This window comes from Streptomyces sp. NPDC006872, assembly GCF_040635845.1.
Classification (GTDB): Bacteria; Actinomycetota; Actinomycetes; order Streptomycetales; family Streptomycetaceae; genus Streptomyces.
This window is the reverse complement of record NZ_JBEYIL010000015.1, coordinates 162,993-180,053: the sequence shown is the minus strand read 5'-3', so window position 1 is coordinate 180,053 and position 17,061 is coordinate 162,993. Positions and strand designations below refer to the sequence as shown.

Genomic DNA, 17,061 nt, shown 5'->3' with positions numbered 1-17,061 from the left:
AGTGATTTAATCGGCCGTCGGTGCTCGCTCTGATCGATCAAAGATCGTTTGTGCAGGTCAGATTAGGTATGCCTAAGTGACGCAGGGCACCGCCCGGTCGTCCGGGCGCGGCTTGCCTGCCTCTGAGGAATTAAGCAACAATGGTGTTGTGAAAAACGTCGGCGAGGCTCGGGAGACCCGTACAGGGACCCCCCAGGAGGAGCTCGCGACCGGAGAGCGCTCGACGCGCAACCGGGTCGCGCGGTCCATCCTGGACCACGGCCCGTCGACGGTGACCGAACTGGCCGGACGACTGGGCCTCACCCCGGCCGCCGTCCGCCGCCACCTCGACGCGCTGGTCGCCGACGACGTCGTGGAGGCCCGCGAGCAGCGGGTGTACGGAGCGCGGACCCGCGGCCGCCCGGCCAAGGTCTTCGTGCTCACCGACTGCGGCCGCGACGCCTTCGACCAGTCCTACGACACGCTCGCGGCCGACGCCCTGCGCTGGATCCAGGAGCGGCTCGGCGGGGAGGAGGCGGTCGTCGCCTTCGCCCGCGCGCGGATCGCCGAACAGGCCGCCGAGTACCGCAAGGCGATCGAGGCCGCCGCCCCCGAGGAGCGCACCGAAGCCCTGGCCAAGGCCCTGAGCGCGGACGGGTACGCTGCTACGGCGCGCAGCGCACCGGTCGGCGAGCAGCTGTGCCAGCACCACTGCCCCGTCGCCCATGTCGCGGAAAAGTTCCCGCAGCTCTGTGAGGCGGAGACCGAGATCTTCTCCCAGCTGCTCGGCACCCACGTCCAGCGACTGGCGACCATCGCCCACGGCGACGGCGTCTGCACGACGTTCATCCCCAAAGTTTCCACAGCCACTCACCACGCATCTGCAAGTACCGCCGGGAGGAACCCCGCATGACGCTCCCCATCGAGGAGACTGCCCACCCCGAGCTCGAGGGTCTGGGCAACTACGAATATGGCTGGGCCGACTCCGACGTGGCCGGTGCCTCTGCCAAGCGCGGCATCAACGACGATGTCGTCAAGGACATCTCATCGAAGAAGTCCGAGCCCGAGTGGATGACGAAGCTCCGCCTCAAGGGCCTTCGGCTCTTCGAGAAGAAGCCCATGCCCAACTGGGGCTCCGACCTCTCGGGCATCGACTTCGACAACATCAAGTACTTCGTGCGCTCCACGGAGAAGCAGGCGGAGTCCTGGGAGGACCTGCCCGAGGACATCAAGAACACGTACGACAAGCTCGGCATCCCCGAGGCGGAGAAGCAGCGCCTCGTCGCGGGCGTCGCTGCCCAGTACGAGTCCGAGGTCGTCTACCACCAGATCCGCGAGGACCTGGAGGAGCAGGGCGTCATCTTCCTGGACACCGACACCGCGCTGAAGGAGCACCCGGAGCTCTTCAAGGAGTACTTCGGCACCGTCATCCCGGTCGGCGACAACAAGTTCGCGTCGCTGAACACCGCGGTGTGGTCGGGCGGCTCCTTCATCTACGTGCCGAAGGGCGTGCACGTCGAGATCCCGCTGCAGGCCTACTTCCGTATCAACACGGAGAACATGGGCCAGTTCGAGCGGACCCTGATCATCGTCGACGAGGGCGCGTACGTGCACTACGTCGAGGGTTGTACGGCCCCGATCTACAAGTCGGACTCGCTGCACAGCGCCGTGGTCGAGATCATCGTCAAGAAGAACGCCCGCTGCCGTTACACGACCATCCAGAACTGGTCGAACAACGTCTACAACCTGGTCACCAAGCGCGCCGTGGCGTACGAGGGCGCGACCATGGAGTGGATCGACGGCAACATCGGCTCCAAGGTGACGATGAAGTACCCGGCCGTCTACCTGATGGGCGAGCACGCCAAGGGCGAGACCCTCTCCATCGCCTTCGCGGGCGAGGGCCAGCACCAGGACGCCGGCTCCAAGATGGTCCACATGGCGCCGAACACCTCCTCCAACATCGTGTCGAAGTCCGTGGCGCGCGGCGGCGGCCGTACCTCCTACCGCGGTCTCGTCGAGATCGGCGAGGGCGCCCACGGCTCCAAGTCGAACGTGCTGTGCGACGCGCTGCTCGTCGACACCATCTCCCGCTCCGACACGTACCCCTACGTGGACGTCCGTGAGGACGACGTGTCCATGGGCCACGAGGCGACCGTCTCCAAGGTCTCCGAGGACCAGCTCTTCTACCTGATGAGCCGTGGTCTGAGCGAGTTCGAGGCGATGGCGATGATCGTGCGCGGCTTCGTCGAGCCCATCGCGAAGGAGCTGCCGATGGAGTACGCGCTGGAGCTCAACCGGCTGATCGAGCTGCAGATGGAAGGCGCGGTCGGCTGACCCCGCCCTTCGGCCAGCACATTTCTTGACTTCAGAAAGCGAGCACTACGACAGCCATGGCTGAGGCTCAGAACTCCACGGTGGGGTCCTCCACCACCGCCGGATCGATCGCGGTGGCCGCCGAGTCGACCGTCGCCACGCGCATGAGCGCGCCCCCGTCCTTCGACGTGGCGGACTTCCCGGTCCCGCACGGCCGCGAGGAGGAGTGGCGGTTCACCCCGCTGGAGCGGCTGCGCGGGTTGCACGACGGCACCGCCGTCGCGGTCGGCGAGGGCGTCAAGGTCGCCGTCGAGGCCCCCGAGGGCGTCACCGTCGAGCTCGTGGACCGTGCCGACCCGCGCCTCGGCAGGGCCGGCGCCCCGGTGGACCGCGTCGCCGCCCAGGCGTACTCCGCGTTCGAGAAGGCCGGTGTGATCACCGTCCCCAAGGAGACCGTGCTCACCGAGCCGATCCGCATCGCCGTGCACGGCGAGGGCGGGGTCTCCTACGGCCACCAGGTCATCGAGCTGGGCGCCTTCGCCGAGGCCGTCGTCATCATCGACCACACCGGTGACGCCGTGCTCGCCGCGGGCGTCGACTACCTCCTGGGCGACGGCGCCAAGCTGACCGTCGTCTCCGTCCAGGACTGGGACGACAAGGCCGTGCACGTGGCGCAGCACAACGCGCTGATCGGCCGCGACGCCACCTTCAAGTCGTTCGTGGTCACCTTCGGCGGCGACGTCGTCCGCCTGCACCCGCGTGTCACCTACGCGGGCACCGGTGGCGAGGCCGAGCTCTTCGGCCTGTACTTCACCGACGCCGGTCAGCACCAGGAGCACCGCCTCCTGGTCGATCACAACACCCCGCACTGCAAGTCCAACGTCATGTACAAGGGCGCGCTCCAGGGCGAGGGCGCCCACGCGGTGTGGATCGGCGATGTGCTCATCGAGGCCAAGGCCGAGGGCACGGACACCTACGAGATGAACCGCAACCTGGTGCTGACCGACGGCGCCCGCGTCGACTCCGTGCCGAACCTGGAGATCGAGACCGGCGAGATCGTCGGCGCGGGGCACGCGAGCGCCACCGGCCGCTTCGACGACGAGCAGCTCTTCTACCTGATGGCCCGCGGCATCCCGGCCGACGACGCCCGACGCCTGGTGGTCCGCGGCTTCTTCGCCGAGCTGGTCCAGCAGATCGGCGTCGACGACATCGAGGAGCGCCTGCTCGCCAAGATCGAGACCGAGCTGGAGGCCACCGTCTGATGGCCGCCTTCGTACGCGCCTGCGGACTCAGCGAGCTGGAGGAGGGCACCCCGAAGCGGGTGGAACTCGACGGCACGCCGGTCTCGGTCGTCCGTACCGAGGGGGAGGTGTTCGCCATTCACGACATCTGCTCCCACGCGAACGTCTCGCTCTCGGAGGGCGAGGTGGAGGACTGCCAGATCGAGTGCTGGCTGCACGGCTCCAGCTTCGACCTGCGCACCGGCAAGCCGTCCGGCCTTCCCGCGACGCGCCCCGTACCCGTTTACCCCGTAAAGATCGAAGGGGACGACGTGCTCGTCTCCCTCACCCAGGAGTCCTGAGGAACCCATGGCAACGCTTGAAATCCACGACCTGCACGTCACCGTCGAGGCCGACAACGCCACGAAGGAGATCCTCAAGGGCGTCGACCTCACCGTGAAGCAGGGCGAGACGCACGCCATCATGGGCCCGAACGGCTCCGGCAAGTCGACGCTCGCCTACTCGCTCGCGGGCCACCCGAAGTACACGATCACCGGCGGCACCGTGCTGCTCGACGGCGAGGACGTCCTGGAGATGTCCGTCGACGAGCGCGCCCGCGCGGGCCTGTTCCTGGCGATGCAGTACCCGGTCGAGGTTCCCGGTGTCTCCGTGTCGAACTTCCTGCGCACCTCCGCCACCGCCATCCGCGGCGAGGCCCCCAAGCTCCGCACCTGGGTGAAGGAGGTCAAGGAGGCCATGCAGCGCCTCAACATGGACCCCGCCTTCGCCGAGCGCAACGTCAACGAGGGCTTCTCCGGCGGCGAGAAGAAGCGCCACGAGATCCTTCAGCTGGAGCTGCTCAGGCCGAAGGTCGCGATCCTCGACGAGACGGACTCCGGTCTGGACGTCGACGCCCTTCGCATCGTCTCCGAGGGCGTCAACCGCGTCCGCGAGACCGGCGAGGTCGGCACCCTGCTGATCACGCACTACACGCGCATCCTGCGCTACATCAAGCCCGACTACGTCCACGTCTTCTCCGGCGGCCGCATCGTCGAGTCCGGCGGCGCCGAGCTCGCGGACAAGCTGGAGAACGAGGGCTACGAGGCTTACACGAAGGGTGGCGCATCCGAGTGACACAGCTGCCGGGCCTCCTCGACACAGAGGCGATCCGCAAGGACTTCCCCATCCTGGACCGCCAGGTCCACGACGGCGCGAAGCTCGTGTACCTGGACAACGCGGCGACCTCGCAGAAGCCGCGCCAGGTGCTGGACGCCCTGAACGAGTACTACGAGCGCTACAACGCCAACGTCCACCGCGGTGTGCATGTGCTCGCCGAGGAGGCCACGGCGCTGTACGAGGGCGCGCGGGACAAGGTCGCCGCGTTCATCAACGCGCCCAGCCGCGACGAGGTGATCTTCACCAAGAACGCCTCCGAATCGCTCAACCTCGTGGCGAACATGCTCGGCTGGGCCGACGAGCCCTACCGCGTCGACCACGAGACCGAGATCGTCATCACGGAGATGGAGCACCACTCCAACATCGTGCCGTGGCAGCTGCTGTCGCAGCGCACGGGCGCGAAGCTGAAGTGGTTCGGCCTGACCGACGACGGTCGGCTCGACCTGTCGAACATCGACGAGATCATCACCGAGAAGACGAAGATCGTCTCCTTCGTGCTGGTGTCGAACATCCTCGGCACCGTGAACCCGGTCGAGGCGATAGTCCGCCGTGCGCAGGAGGTCGGCGCGCTGGTCTGCATCGACGCCTCGCAGGCCGCTCCGCACATGCCGATGGACGTGCAGGCCCTGCAGGCCGACTTCGTGGCCTTCACCGGCCACAAGATGTGCGGCCCGACCGGCATCGGCGTCCTCTGGGGCCGTCAGGAGCTGCTCGAGGACCTGCCGCCGTTCCTCGGCGGCGGCGAGATGATCGAGACCGTGTCGATGCACTCCTCGACCTACGCCCCCGCTCCCCACAAGTTCGAGGCGGGCACCCCGCCGATCGCGCAGGCGGTCGGACTGGGCGCGGCCATCGACTACCTGTCCGCGATCGGCATGGACAAGATCCTCGCGCACGAGCACGCGCTCACCGAGTACGCGGTGAAGCGGCTGGCCGAGGTCCCCGACCTGCGGATCATCGGCCCGACCACGGCCGAGGACCGGGGCGCGGCGATCTCCTTCACGCTCGGCGACATCCACCCGCACGACGTGGGCCAGGTCCTGGACGAGCAGGGCATCGCGGTCCGGGTGGGACACCACTGCGCGCGACCCGTCTGCCTGCGCTACGGAATTCCCGCGACCACGCGAGCGTCGTTCTATCTGTACTCCACACCGGCCGAGATCGATGCTCTGGTCGACGGTCTGGAGCACGTACGGAACTTCTTCGGCTGAGGGGCTGGCTGAGATCGTGAAGCTGGATTCGATGTACCAGGAAGTCATCCTGGACCACTACAAGCACCCGCACGGGCGGGGCTTGCGGGATGGCGACGCCGAGGTGCACCACGTCAACCCGACCTGCGGTGACGAGATCACCCTGCGCGTGAAGTACGACGGCACGAAGATCGAGGACGTCTCGTACGAGGGCCAGGGCTGCTCGATCAGCCAGGCGAGCGCGTCCGTGCTGAACGAACTCCTGGTCGGCAAGAGCCTGGCCGAGGCGCAGAAGATCCAGGAGACCTTCCTGGAGCTGATGCAGTCCAAGGGCAGGATCGAGCCCGACGACGCGATGGAGGAGGTGCTGGAGGACGCGGTCGCGTTCGCCGGCGTCTCCAAGTACCCGGCCCGGGTCAAGTGCGCCCTCCTCAGCTGGATGGCATGGAAGGACGCGACGGCCCAGGCCCTGGGCGGAGCCGACGCCGAAAGGAACACCGCATGAGCGAGACCGTTGAGATGAAGCCGGCCTCGGAGGAAGAACTCCGCGAGGCGCTGTACGACGTCGTCGACCCCGAACTGGGCATCGACGTCGTCAACCTCGGGCTGATCTACGGCATCCACATCGACGACGCGAACATCGCGACGATCGACATGACCCTGACCTCGGCGGCCTGCCCGCTGACCGACGTCATCGAGGACCAGGCGAAGTCCGCCACCGACGGCCTGGTCAACGAGCTGCGCATCAACTGGGTCTGGATGCCGCCGTGGGGTCCGGACAAGATCACGGACGACGGCCGCGAGCAGCTTCGCGCGCTCGGGTTCAACGTCTGAGAACGTGATCTGAGAGACGTGACATGAGTGGGGCCCCCGGCGTGCGCCGGGGGCCCCATCCGTGTGCGGGTTCGGCTCGGCTCAGCCGAGGGCCGCCACCACGCGGAACGAGAAGTCCGAGCGGTTGCTCGTGTTGTAGCCGTACGGGTCCAGGCGCAGCGCGAAGTTCTGGTGGCGCAGGAAGCGGCCGGGGTAGTTGACCGACTCCAGCATCACGGCGTCCGAGTACGAGGACGGCACGGAGCAGAAGGTGGCGTCCTGCTTGAACAGGGTGGAGCCGTCGTTGCGCTCGGAACGCAGGATGAAGTTGCGGTGCCGCAGGTAGTCGCCGTCGGACGTCCTGAACGAGTAGCAGGAGCTGTCGGTCAGGCCCGCGACGACGGTGAACGTGGAGTCCGCGCGGGACTCCGAGCCGCGCGGCGCGTCGAGCTTCACCACGCCGTTGCTGACATGCCAGTAGCGGTCGGGGTAGTTGACCGAGCGGACCGAGCGCCGGATGGAGGTCGGCTTGGGGTCGGCAGGCTTCTTCGTCGGTGACGCGGAGGGTGCGGCCGAGGTGTGCGGCGTCGAACTGCCCTGCGGCTTGGGCGAGGACGAGGCCGAGGACGAGGCCGACGTCTTCGGCGACGCGGACACAGACGTGCCGCTCTTCCCCGCCGTCGGCGTCGACGACGCGCTCGCGGAGGGCGTGGCGAAGGAGATCAGACCGCCCGCCGTCTCGTCGTCCGACAGGGTCTGTCCCTCGCGGGCAGCGGCCTTCTCGTCGTCAACAGGCTTGTCGTTCAAGGCGATTGCGGTCACGCACGCCACGATGGTGGCCACGGCGAGACCGCCGGCCAACCAAAGGCGTCGTGTTCCGGGGGCCCGGGAACTGTCCGGGGCCCAGCCGTTCTCCCAAGGCTGCTCCTGGGACGGCCGGGACTTGTCTATTGGCATGCGCTGTTCCTCCAGCGGCGCTTCTGGCGGCTGCCGCGGCTGCGATGGCCCGGTATGTGAACGGTGAAACAGTAGTGGAACCTGTGTCTCACGTTCAGCCGTTTGGGGGAGCGCTTTCCATAACGCTTTCGACTCTGCGGCCAGTTGGGACAAGGGCGATATCGGGTGTGTGCCGATGTGTACGACGATGTCTCCAGCGATGTGTACGGGTGTACGCATCGTTGTGTACACTCGTACGCATGGGATATCTGACACTCGCCGGCGCCATAGCCGCCGAGGTGGCCGCGACGACCGCCATGAAGTACAGCGAAGGCTTCAGCAGGCTCTGGCCCTCGCTGCTGACGGCCGTCGGCTACGTCGTCTCCTTCCTTCTCCTCGCCCAGACCCTGAAGAGCGTCGGGATCGGCACCGCGTACGCCATCTGGTCCGGGGCCGGCACCGCGGCCATCGCCGTCCTGGGCCTGGCCCTGTTCGGCGAGTCCCTGACGCTCACCAAGGTCGCGGGCATCCTGCTGATCATCGGCGGAGTGGTGGTACTGAACCTCGGGGGCGCGCACTGATGGCCCGCCGCTACGACCCCGAACGGCGGCAGCGGATCATCGACGCGGCGATCCGGGTCGTCGGCGAGAAGGGCCTGAGCGGGCTCAGCCATCGCTCGGTCGCCGCCGAGGCGGATGTGCCGCTCGGCTCCACCACGTACCACTTCGCCACCCTCGACGAGCTGATGATCGCCGCCCTGCGACAGGCCAACGAGGGCTTCGCCAAGGTGGTCGCGGCGCGCGGCGGGCTGGCGGACGCACGCGTCGACCTGCCCACCGAACTGGCCGGACTGCTCGGCGAATGGCTGGCCGGCGACCGCACCGGCGTCGAGCTGGAGTACGAGCTCTACCTGGCCGCCCTGCGCCGCCCCGCGCTGCGTCCCGTCGCCGCCGAGTGGGCCGACGACCTCAGCGCCCTCCTCGTGCGCCGTACGGACCCGCTCACCGCACGCGCGCTGCTCGCGCTGATGGACGGCATCTGCCTGCAGGTGCTGCTGACGGACGTGCCCTACGACGAGGGGTACGCGCGGGAGGCGTTGGCGCGGCTGATGCCGTAGGAACTCCCGAGGTGGGAGGGGTTGCCGGCCCGCTTGCTGAGACACCGCTGTGCGGGTTCGCCTCTGCGGCCCCCGGCCGGTTAGGTTGCCCTCATGACCGATATGACTGCTCCTCGCACCACCGGCGCCGTGGCCGCCGGCCTCGCCACGATCGCCGCCGACGGCACGGTTCTCGACACCTGGTTCCCCGCGCCCGCGCTCGCCCTGGAGCCCGGCCCGTCCGGCACCGAGCGGCTGTCCGCGGACAAAGCGGTGGAGCTGCTCGGCGAGGGCGCGGCGAAGGCGACCGGTCCGGACGCCCGTCGGGGCGTCGAGGTCGTCGCGGTCCGCACGGTCATCGCCTCCCTCGACGACAAGCCGCTCGACGCGCACGACGTCTACCTGCGGCTGCACCTGCTCTCCCACCGGCTCGTGAAGCCGCACGGGCAGAGCCTGGACGGCATGTTCGGCCACCTCGCCAACGTCGCCTGGACCTCGCTCGGCCCGGTCGCCGTCGACGACATCGAGAAGGTCCGGCTGAACGCCCGCGCCGAGGGCCTGCACCTCCAGGTCACCTCCATCGACAAGTTCCCCCGGATGACGGACTACGTCGCCCCCAAGGGGGTCCGGATCGCCGACGCCGACCGGGTCCGGCTCGGCGCGCACCTCGCCGAGGGCACCACGGTCATGCACGAGGGCTTCGTCAACTTCAACGCCGGCACGCTCGGCACGTCGATGGTCGAGGGCCGTATCTCCGCGGGCGTCATCGTCGGCGACGGCTCGGACATCGGCGGCGGCGCCTCCACGATGGGCACGCTGTCCGGCGGCGGCAACGTCATCATCGCCATCGGCGAGCGCTGCCTCATCGGCGCCGAGGCGGGCGTCGGCATCGCCCTGGGCGACGAGTGCGTCGTCGAGGCCGGCCTCTACGTCACCGCGGGCACCCGGGTCACCATGCCCGACGGCCAGATCGTCAAGGCCCGCGAGCTCTCCGGCGCCTCCAACATCCTCTTCCGCCGCAACTCGGTCACCGGCGCGGTCGAGGCCCGCCCGAACAACGCGGTGTGGGGCGGCCTGAACGAGATCCTGCACAGCCACAACTGATCGACCCGCATGCCGAAGCGCCCTCTCGCCGCCGGCGGAAGGGCGCTTCGGCATGCGGCCCCCATGGGGGCCGGTTCATGCGGGCAGGCCCGTCGCGAACTCCGTCAGGGTCGTGAAGTCCTCGTCGCGGAGGCCGAGTCGGGGGCTCACGTGGTGCAGGAGGGCCGGCGCCGGGTGGTGGGCGGTGACGTAGGTCGTGTCGGCGGGGGACTGTTCGTCGTCCACCCAGGCGAAGGGGCGGCCCGCCGCGTGGGCGACGATCGTCTGCGTCTTCCAGTGGACGCCGTCGGACCGGTGGGCGAACAGCACCTTGCCGAAGTCGACGTACGGCAGCTCGGGCAGACCGATCACCGGGGCGATCCAGCGGTTGGCCTCGGCCATCCAGGTCGTGGCCCAGCACAGCTCGTAGGGGAGACGCAGGAGGGCCGCGCCGTGCTCGGGGTTCAGCCAGACCCGCAGCGGCCGCGCCCGGCCCACGGACGCCCTGATCGTCGTATAGCCCGCGGGCCGCTTGGTGGGCTTGGCGGCGTACGGGTTCAGGGGGCCGTCGACGTCGAGATAGAGCAGGGGCCGACTCATACGGCCACCGTACGGAAGCCGGACCGGTGCCCGCCGGAATTTTCTGTGCGCCGCCGTGGAGCGCAGGCATAGCGGGAGCGGGCCGCACGCGTCACAAGGGACACAGGGGCCGGACACCAGGTCCGCTCCCGGGGGAAGAGTGAAGGTGACGATGGATGCCGAAGCGCTGGAGAGCTTCCGACACTTCGTGGACAGCAGGTCGTCGGCGCTGCTGAGAACCGCCGTCCTGCTCAGCGGCGGCGACCGGCACGCCGGCGAGGACCTGCTCCAGAACGCCCTGGCCAAGGCGGCCGGCCGCTGGCACCGCATCGACGAACCCGAGGCCTATGTACGCCAGGTCCTCTACCGGCAGCAGATCAGCCGCTGGCGCCTGAAGTGGCCCCGGCGCGAGGTCAGCGTCGCCGAGCCGCCGGACGGCGGAGCCGGCCCGGACGCGTCCTCGGCCGCCGAACTGCGCGTGGTGATGCGCGCGGCGCTGTCCCGGCTGACCGCGCGCCAGCGCACCGTGCTCGTGCTCCGCTACTTCGAGGACCTGCCGGAGGCCGAGGTGGCCGCGATCCTGGGCTGCTCCGTGGGCACCGTGCGGTCCACGACCCACCGCTCCCTCGCCCGGCTGCGCTCCCTCGCACCGGAACTGGCCGCTCTCGGCCCGGCGGCCGCCGAGCAGGCGCCGTCCCCCGACTTCTCGCCCGCGGAGGTGCGCCCGTGAACGTCGACGAACTCGTCCGTGACTCCCTGCGCGAGCAGGCCGACGAACAGCAGCCGACCGGGCTCGGCCTCGCCGACCGGGTGCTCGCCCTGCGCCGGCGCCGCCGCACCCGGAGGTTCGCGACCGTGGCGGCCGCGGCCGTCGCCGTGGTGGTCGTCGCCGTGGCGGTGCCCACGCTGGAGGGCTCCGGCACGACCGACGTCCGCCCCGCCGACGTCCCGGCGCCCACCAGGATCAGCGCCCACCCGGACCAGTCGCCGCCGCGCGACCTGATCGCCGCCGGGCGGACGGCGCTGGCCGCCTACTACACGACGACCCTCGTCCCGCAGTCGGCACAGTGGTCGGTCACGACGCGCACCTATTGGCTGCTGAACCCGACGACGCAGAAGTACGAGAAGACCACCAAGTGGTCGTGGGTCGCCGTCGCCCCCGGCCTGCGGACCGCCGCCGTCCTGGAGCAGAACCTGCCCGTCAGCCGGATCGGCCTGCTCGACCTGGCCAGCGGCGAGGTCAAGCGGTGGATCGCCGTCGACCACGCCGTGGGCGGGCTGGCGTTCTCCCCCGACGGCCGCGAACTCGTGGCGACGACCTACGGCGAGAACCCCGACCTGCGGGTCAAGCTGGCGGGCCCCACGGACTCGTACGAGGTCCAGCAGGGCTCCCGCACCGGGTTCTACGTCTTCGACGTGGCCTCCGGGAAGGGCTCCTGGAGGGAGGTCGAGTTCAAGACGGGAAATAAGCTCGGCGAGATCGACTTCCTCAACAGCCGCCAGGACTTCGTCTTCACCAGGGACGGCAGCCTCATCTGGTCGGGCATGCCCATGGCGCCGGGCTACCAGTACTACGACCGGCAGGGCAAGAAGGTCGCCCCGCCCGCCGACGGGCGGTACGTGGAGTGGTACGTCGACGGCGCCGCCTACTTCTCGCCCGACGGCAAGAAGCTCGCCGGTCCCTTCGCGGCCGAGAAGTACAAGTCGTCCTCCTGGATCCTGGACCCCAAGACCGGCAAGAAGCTCACCGAGACGCGCGGCCAGCTACTGCTCGCCTGGGCCGACGACTCCTCGCTCATCGCCTGGGACGTCGGGGCGGACGGCGACGAGTTCCACAATCGGCTGGTGCTGGTGACGCTCGGCAGCGACAAGGTCGTCCCGCTCAGCGACTTCCGGTCGCCCAAGGACAACACCGTCGGACGCTGGACGCCGATCTTTGCGGACCGCTGACTGGCCCTCGCCCGGGGTCCGGCCGTGAGCGGCGGCCGGGCCGGTCAGGCCACGAGACGTTCGTAGGCCGCGCGCAGCCCGCCCACCGTGTCCCGGTCGGCGGGCCGCAGCGGCGCGCGGACCGGACCGGACGGCAGACCGAGGTCGTTCAGCAGCCCCTTGACGGTGACGGTGCCGGGCAGGCCCGAGGCCATCACCAGCTCCACGAGCTCGGTGGCCCGTTGCTGGAGCCGGGCGGCCTCGGCGGTGTCTCCCGCGTCGAACGCGTCGAGGACGGCGCGGAGTCGGTCCGGAACGATGTTCGCGACCGTGCTGACACAGCCCGCCCCGCCGACCGCGTACAGCGCGAGGTTGTGCTCGTCGCAGCCCGCGTAGTACGCCAACCCGGTGCGGGCGAGCACCTTTTGGGCGCCCAGGAAGTCGTAGGAACAGTCCTTGACCGCGACGATCCGGGGGTGCTCGGCGAGCCGGAGCACCGTCTCCGGCTCGATCCGGGTGCCGGTGCGGCCGGGGATGTCGTACAGCATCACCGGTAGCCCGGAGGCGTCCGCGACCTCCCGGAAATGCGCCTCCAGGGCGTCCTGCGGGGGCCGGCTGTAGTACGGGCTGACCACCAGGACGCCGTCCGCGCCCGCCTTCTCGGCGGCCGCGGCGAGTTCGAGGGTGTGGCGGGTGTCGGACGTGCCCACCCCCGTCACGATCGACGCCCGGTCGCCCACCGACTCCCGTACCGCCGCGACCAGTTCCGCCTTCTCGGCGTCCGAGGTGGTCGGCGACTCGCCCGTCGTCCCGGAGAGCACCAGCCCGTCGCAGCCGGCCGACACCAGCCGGTCGGCGAGCCGCTGCGCTCCGTCGAGGTCGAGCGCGCCGGAGCCGGTGAAGGGCGTGACCATCGCGCAGAGGGTGCGGCCGAAGGGGCTGTCTGTCGTCATGGGAGTAGTCTCGGCCGCGCCACAGTGAAGCTCTACTTAATTTTTCTACGAAGTATTGATAAGTGACTCTGTAAGTTCTGCAATCTCTCGCCGAAAACTCAAGCCTCCTGGACAAAAAAAGTTTTCGGTGAGACGGTGGACGCATGTTGGACGTCACCGTGATCGAGGACCCCGAGGCCGCAGCCGTCTCCCTGGACCCCATACGGGCCAGGCTGCTCGCCGAGCTGGCGGCCGGGCCCGCGTCGGCCGCGATGCTGGCCGGCAAGGTCGGGCTGCCGCGGCAGAAGGTGAACTACCACCTCAAGGCGCTGGAGCGGCACGGCCTGGTCGAGCTCGCCGGCGAGCGCCGCAAGGGCAATGTCACCGAGCGGCTGATGCAGGCGACCGCCGCCTCGTACGTGATCTCGCCGCTGGCCCTCGCCGCGGTGCAGCCGGACCCGGACCGCTTCCGCGACCAGCTCTCCGCGCGCTGGCTGCTCGCGCTCGGCGCCCGCCTGGTGCGGGACGTCGGCTCGCTGATCACCGGCGCGACCAAGGCCAACAAGCGGCTGGCGACCTATGCGCTCGACGGCGAGGTGCGCTTCGCCTCGGCAGCCGAACGGGCCGCCTTCATCCAGGAGTTGACGGCGGGCGTCGGCGCGCTCATCCGCAAGTACGACGCCCCCGACACAGAGGGCGGCCGCGATCACCGGATCGTCGTCGCCGTACACCCCACCGTCAAGGACCAGCCGACCCCGGAACTGGACCAGTAGTCAGCACAGGAGTCACCATGTCCAAGGAATTCGAGATCGTCCGTGAGTTCGAGGTCGACGCCACGCCCGAGGAGGTGTGGGAGGCGATCACGAACGGCACCGGCGGGTATCTGTGGCCGATGGAGGCCCCGGAGCCCAAGGTGGGCGGCACGGCGGCCTTCGGCTCGACCGTCACCGCCTGGGACCCGCCGCACCACCTCACCGTCCGCAGCGAGGACGTCGGCTTCTCGGTCCAGAGCGTGAACCAGCTCGAACACGTCGTCGAGCCGCGGGACGGCGGACGCCGCGCCTGGGTGCGGTACGTGCACAGCGGGATCTTCGTCGACGACTGGGACAACCAGTACGACGGCGCGGCCAAGCACACCGACTTCTATCTGCACACCCTGCGCGAGTACCTCGTCCACTTCGCGCCCCGCCCGGTGACCTTCGCCCAGCTCGACGGCCCCGCGGGATCCACCGCGGCCGACGCCTTCGCCGCCGTGGGGCCGGCGCTCGGGCTCGCGGACGACGCGCGCGTGGGCGACCGGGTGAGCGTCAGCGGGCCGGAAGGCTTCGACGCCGTGCTCGACTACCGCAACGCGTACTTCATCGGGCTGCGCACCGACACCGCCCTGATCCGCGTCTTCGGGCGCAACCACTGGGGCGCGCCGGTCGGCGTCAGCATCCACGACTTCGCGCCGGACGCCGACGGCAAGGCGAACGAGGACGCATGGCAGGGCTGGCTGAACGGAGTGTTCAGCCAGCCCAGTTGACAGCCGAAGCCGAAGCCGAAGCCGAAGCCGAAGCCGAAGCCGAAGCCGAAGCCGAAGCCGAAGCCGAAGCCGGATCAGGATCCGGCACCGGGACCTACGGCTCGAAGCGCAGGATCTGCGGGTCGTGGTCGCTGATCTGGTCGTGGAACTCCGAGTTGATGTGCACGCTGTCGTACTCGAAGTCACGGCCGTGCTTGATCGACTTGCTGATCAGAATCTGGTCCAGGACCTGCTGGTTGCCCTGGTAGTCGTAGGTGTAACGCTCCCTCTTCGGCAGCGACTTGATCGCCGACCACAGTGCGCCGTCGCCCTCCAGGAGCTGGGCGGTGCCGGAGAACTCGAAGTCGTTGATGTCGCCGAGCGCGATGACATCGGCGTTCTTCTGCACCGCGAGGATGTCCTTGACGAACGCGTTGACCAGCGTCGCCTGCTGGTGGCGCTGGGTCTCCGAGCTGCGCGCGACGGGCTGGTACTGCGCGTGCAGTGCCTGGTCGCCGCCCTTGGAGTTGAAGTGGTTGGCGATCACGAAGACCGTGCGGCCGCGGAAGACGAACTCGCCGGCCAGCGGCTTGCGGCTGTTCGCCCAGGCCGTGTTCGCCGGGTCGATCCGCCCGGGGGACGCGGTGAGCTGCGCCTTGCCGTGCACCTTGGCAACGCCGACGGCGGTGGTCGCGTCGCCGCCCGCGCGGTCGGTGAAGGAGACCCGCTGCGGGTTGAACAGGAACACCTGACGGATGTTCCCGCCCGGCTCGCCGCCGTCGGTGTTGTTCGTCGGGTCGATCGAGCGCCAGTCGTACTTCGGGCCGCCCGCGGCCACGATCGCGTCGATCAGCTTGCCGACCGTCACATCGGCGGCGACCGTGCCGTCGTTCGTCGCGCCGTTGTCGTCCTGGATCTCCTCCAGGGACACGATGTCGGGCGACTTCAGGTTGTTCACGATCGCGGAGGCGTGCTCCTCGAACGTGGCGTCGGACGGGTCCAGGTTCTCGACGTTGTACGTCGCGACCGCCAGCTCGCCCTTCTTCTGCTTCTGCGTCGTCTCCCGCTCCAGACCGCCGCTCTTCAGCGTGCCGATCGTGTTGGCGACGAGCGTGTAACCGCCGAACTGGTTGTAGTCGAGCGGTCCCGCGGTGACGCCCGTGAGGGTGTCGCCGACGTTCGCGACGGGGAAGTCCGCCGTCGCGCCGAGCGACTGGATCTGCAGCCGGCCGGTGTTCTGCGAGGTGTAGGAGCCGTACAGCGTGCCACCGCGGCGGGTGGTGTTCTCGCGCGGCTTCACCGTGACCCACAGCTCGGTGTACGGGTCGGTGGCGGTGACCACACGGGCGTCGGCGACCTGGACGTTCATGCCCTCGAGGGACTCGTAGTAGTCCAGGGCGTACTTCTTCGGCTCCAGGGTGAGGCCGTTGACCGAGTTGCTCGCGGCGGCGTCGCCGGCCGGGGCGTACGCGGCCGGCACCGACTTCGCGTTCACGACGGTCGCGGCCGGGACCGCGTTGCCGCTGGAGAGCACCGTCACCGTCGGCTTGGTGATCTCGGTGATCGACTGGTTGCCGGTCGAGGCGCCGCCCGGCACGAACTCCGAGACCGTGCCGGTGACCGTGACGGAGTCGCCGACGGCGACCTTGGGGGCGGAGCCGGTGAAGACGAAGACGCCCTCACTGGTGGCCGGGTCGGCGTCCGGGTTCGGATCCTGGATCCAGAACCCCTTGGACGAGCCGTAGGTGCGCACGCCGGTGACGATTCCGGCCACACCCGTGACCGCCTTGCCGGCGTACGGGGATATCCGGGTCGTGCCCTGGATGTCGTGAACGGCCACCGTGTCCGCGTGCGCGGGTGCGGTGAGGGCGACGGTGGAGGCCGCGGAACAGACGGCGGCGACGGTGAGCGCGGCGAGACGCGCGGACTTGTTGCTCGGCAACGGAATCCCTCCGGGGACGTACGTGAGCGCCGGGACGAGGGTGGAACGAGGTGGAACGAGGGTGGAACTAGGTGCAGCTGGGTGGAGCCGGGTGGAACGAGGGTGGTGCAGGGGTCGAGGGGCCGCGACCGGTGACCGGAGCGCGACGCGCGTAGAAAATACCGCGAGCAGAAAATACGGTGAACAGGTGTCCAGTGAATTTCTACGCGCGTCAATCTCGTGCCTGGTCAGTCCACTTGTCAAGGTTTCAGCCATGTACGCAGCCCGACGGGTAGATGAACCGGGCGGCATGGGTCCATATCCGTCTAGGCTGAGTGGCCCAGTGCCCCAGCGGGCCCAGTGCCCAGCGGGCCGGTGGCACACGCGCCC

At 69.2% G+C, this 17,061-nt stretch carries 19 protein-coding genes; 15 read left to right on the top strand and 4 right to left on the bottom strand.

Annotated features, from left to right (window positions below; translation table 11 throughout):
- The first annotated feature begins 148 nt into the window (after positions 1–148).
- From ABZ725_RS36750 to ABZ725_RS36715, 8 genes are read left to right on the top strand one after another with little or no spacing between them, the layout of a single operon-like run.
- Complete coding sequence (locus tag ABZ725_RS36750) at positions 149–892, top strand: metalloregulator ArsR/SmtB family transcription factor (RefSeq protein WP_358806743.1); 744 nt, start codon at positions 149–151, stop codon at positions 890–892.
- A complete protein-coding gene (gene sufB / locus ABZ725_RS36745; protein ID WP_358806742.1) occupies positions 889–2,313 on the top strand; it encodes a Fe-S cluster assembly protein SufB in 1,425 nt (474 codons plus the stop codon). The genes ABZ725_RS36750 and sufB overlap by 4 nt, the downstream gene beginning before the upstream one ends.
- Before the next feature lie 56 nt (positions 2,314–2,369).
- Positions 2,370–3,554, top strand: a complete 1,185-nt coding sequence (gene sufD, locus ABZ725_RS36740) for a Fe-S cluster assembly protein SufD (protein WP_358806741.1) — start codon at positions 2,370–2,372, stop codon at positions 3,552–3,554.
- Complete coding sequence (locus tag ABZ725_RS36735; protein WP_358806740.1) at positions 3,554–3,874, top strand: bifunctional 3-phenylpropionate/cinnamic acid dioxygenase ferredoxin subunit; 321 nt, start codon at positions 3,554–3,556, stop codon at positions 3,872–3,874. Before sufD ends, ABZ725_RS36735 begins: the two co-directional genes overlap by 1 nt.
- Positions 3,875–3,881: 7 nt before the next feature.
- The gene (gene sufC / locus ABZ725_RS36730; protein WP_351918924.1) at positions 3,882–4,646 is read left to right on the top strand and encodes a Fe-S cluster assembly ATPase SufC; all 765 of its coding nucleotides are present in this window, start codon (positions 3,882–3,884) and stop codon (positions 4,644–4,646) included.
- A complete protein-coding gene (locus ABZ725_RS36725) occupies positions 4,643–5,899 on the top strand; it encodes a cysteine desulfurase (RefSeq protein ID WP_351918926.1) in 1,257 nt (418 codons plus the stop codon). Before sufC ends, ABZ725_RS36725 begins: the two co-directional genes overlap by 4 nt.
- 16 nt (positions 5,900–5,915) lie before the next feature.
- The gene (gene sufU / locus ABZ725_RS36720) at positions 5,916–6,383 is read left to right on the top strand and encodes a Fe-S cluster assembly sulfur transfer protein SufU (RefSeq protein ID WP_358806739.1); all 468 of its coding nucleotides are present in this window, start codon (positions 5,916–5,918) and stop codon (positions 6,381–6,383) included.
- A complete protein-coding gene (locus ABZ725_RS36715) occupies positions 6,380–6,712 on the top strand; it encodes a metal-sulfur cluster assembly factor (RefSeq protein ID WP_037743875.1) in 333 nt (110 codons plus the stop codon). The genes sufU and ABZ725_RS36715 overlap by 4 nt, the downstream gene beginning before the upstream one ends.
- An 81-nt stretch (positions 6,713–6,793) precedes the next feature.
- On the opposite strand, the gene ABZ725_RS36710 is transcribed toward ABZ725_RS36715, so the two are convergent.
- Positions 6,794–7,513: an AbfB domain-containing protein gene (locus ABZ725_RS36710; protein WP_358806738.1), complete on the bottom strand. Its 720-nt coding sequence runs from the start codon at positions 7,511–7,513 to the stop codon at positions 6,794–6,796.
- 374 nt (positions 7,514–7,887) lie between these two features.
- Here ABZ725_RS36710 and ABZ725_RS36705 point away from each other — a divergent pair, with 374 nt between their 5' ends.
- From ABZ725_RS36705 to dapD, 3 genes are all read left to right on the top strand, one after another.
- The gene (locus ABZ725_RS36705) at positions 7,888–8,208 is read left to right on the top strand and encodes a multidrug efflux SMR transporter (RefSeq protein ID WP_358806737.1); all 321 of its coding nucleotides are present in this window, start codon (positions 7,888–7,890) and stop codon (positions 8,206–8,208) included.
- The gene (locus ABZ725_RS36700; RefSeq protein WP_358806736.1) at positions 8,208–8,744 is read left to right on the top strand and encodes a TetR family transcriptional regulator; all 537 of its coding nucleotides are present in this window, start codon (positions 8,208–8,210) and stop codon (positions 8,742–8,744) included. The genes ABZ725_RS36705 and ABZ725_RS36700 overlap by 1 nt, the downstream gene beginning before the upstream one ends.
- A gap of 93 nt (positions 8,745–8,837) precedes the next feature.
- Complete coding sequence (gene dapD, locus ABZ725_RS36695) at positions 8,838–9,827, top strand: 2,3,4,5-tetrahydropyridine-2,6-dicarboxylate N-succinyltransferase (RefSeq protein WP_358806735.1); 990 nt, start codon at positions 8,838–8,840, stop codon at positions 9,825–9,827.
- Between the two features lie 75 nt (positions 9,828–9,902).
- On the opposite strand, the gene ABZ725_RS36690 is transcribed toward dapD, so the two are convergent.
- A complete protein-coding gene (locus ABZ725_RS36690; protein ID WP_358806734.1) occupies positions 9,903–10,406 on the bottom strand; it encodes a hypothetical protein in 504 nt (167 codons plus the stop codon).
- A gap of 151 nt (positions 10,407–10,557) precedes the next feature.
- On the opposite strand from ABZ725_RS36690, the gene ABZ725_RS36685 reads away from it, so the two are divergent.
- On the top strand, positions 10,558–11,115 hold the full coding sequence (locus tag ABZ725_RS36685; protein ID WP_358806733.1) for a SigE family RNA polymerase sigma factor: 558 nt from the start codon (positions 10,558–10,560) through the stop codon (positions 11,113–11,115).
- Positions 11,112–12,335: a WD40 repeat domain-containing protein gene (locus ABZ725_RS36680; RefSeq protein WP_358806732.1), complete on the top strand. Its 1,224-nt coding sequence runs from the start codon at positions 11,112–11,114 to the stop codon at positions 12,333–12,335. Before ABZ725_RS36685 ends, ABZ725_RS36680 begins: the two co-directional genes overlap by 4 nt.
- 44 nt (positions 12,336–12,379) lie before the next feature.
- Here ABZ725_RS36680 and dapA read toward each other — a convergent pair whose 3' ends face one another.
- Positions 12,380–13,267 (bottom strand): 4-hydroxy-tetrahydrodipicolinate synthase, encoded by an 888-nt coding sequence (dapA, locus tag ABZ725_RS36675; protein ID WP_358806731.1) that lies wholly within the window; start codon positions 13,265–13,267, stop codon positions 12,380–12,382.
- Positions 13,268–13,410: 143 nt separating this feature from the next.
- Here dapA and ABZ725_RS36670 point away from each other — a divergent pair, with 143 nt between their 5' ends.
- Together ABZ725_RS36670 and ABZ725_RS36665 are read left to right on the top strand one after the other, a co-directional pair.
- Complete coding sequence (locus tag ABZ725_RS36670; protein WP_358806730.1) at positions 13,411–14,019, top strand: helix-turn-helix domain-containing protein; 609 nt, start codon at positions 13,411–13,413, stop codon at positions 14,017–14,019.
- A gap of 17 nt (positions 14,020–14,036) precedes the next feature.
- Positions 14,037–14,771 (top strand): SRPBCC domain-containing protein, encoded by a 735-nt coding sequence (locus tag ABZ725_RS36665; RefSeq protein ID WP_358806729.1) that lies wholly within the window; start codon positions 14,037–14,039, stop codon positions 14,769–14,771.
- A 94-nt stretch (positions 14,772–14,865) separates the two neighbouring features.
- Here the strand turns inward: ABZ725_RS36665 and ABZ725_RS36660 are convergent, their stop codons facing one another.
- The gene (locus ABZ725_RS36660; RefSeq protein ID WP_358806728.1) at positions 14,866–16,692 is read right to left on the bottom strand and encodes an endonuclease/exonuclease/phosphatase family protein; all 1,827 of its coding nucleotides are present in this window, start codon (positions 16,690–16,692) and stop codon (positions 14,866–14,868) included.
- Positions 16,693–17,061 lie beyond the last annotated feature (369 nt).

Bases quoted from the DNA above. Each gene is read 5' to 3' on its own strand.
- ABZ725_RS36735 (WP_358806740.1), top strand. From the start codon at position 3,554: ATGGCCGCCTTCGTACGCGCCTGCGGACTCAGCGAGCTGGAGGAGGGC.
- sufD (WP_358806741.1), top strand. From the start codon at position 2,370: ATGGCTGAGGCTCAGAACTCCACGGTGGGGTCCTCCACCACCGCCGGA.
- ABZ725_RS36705 (WP_358806737.1), top strand. From the start codon at position 7,888: ATGGGATATCTGACACTCGCCGGCGCCATAGCCGCCGAGGTGGCCGCG.
- ABZ725_RS36690 (WP_358806734.1), bottom strand. From the start codon at position 10,406: ATGAGTCGGCCCCTGCTCTATCTCGACGTCGACGGCCCCCTGAACCCG.
- sufB (WP_358806742.1), top strand. From the start codon at position 889: ATGACGCTCCCCATCGAGGAGACTGCCCACCCCGAGCTCGAGGGTCTG.
- dapA (WP_358806731.1), bottom strand. From the start codon at position 13,267: ATGACGACAGACAGCCCCTTCGGCCGCACCCTCTGCGCGATGGTCACG.
- ABZ725_RS36700 (WP_358806736.1), top strand. From the start codon at position 8,208: ATGGCCCGCCGCTACGACCCCGAACGGCGGCAGCGGATCATCGACGCG.
- dapD (WP_358806735.1), top strand. From the start codon at position 8,838: ATGACCGATATGACTGCTCCTCGCACCACCGGCGCCGTGGCCGCCGGC.
- ABZ725_RS36665 (WP_358806729.1), top strand. From the start codon at position 14,037: ATGTCCAAGGAATTCGAGATCGTCCGTGAGTTCGAGGTCGACGCCACG.
- ABZ725_RS36715 (WP_037743875.1), top strand. From the start codon at position 6,380: ATGAGCGAGACCGTTGAGATGAAGCCGGCCTCGGAGGAAGAACTCCGC.
- ABZ725_RS36670 (WP_358806730.1), top strand. From the start codon at position 13,411: ATGTTGGACGTCACCGTGATCGAGGACCCCGAGGCCGCAGCCGTCTCC.
- ABZ725_RS36685 (WP_358806733.1), top strand. From the start codon at position 10,558: ATGGATGCCGAAGCGCTGGAGAGCTTCCGACACTTCGTGGACAGCAGG.
- sufC (WP_351918924.1), top strand. From the start codon at position 3,882: ATGGCAACGCTTGAAATCCACGACCTGCACGTCACCGTCGAGGCCGAC.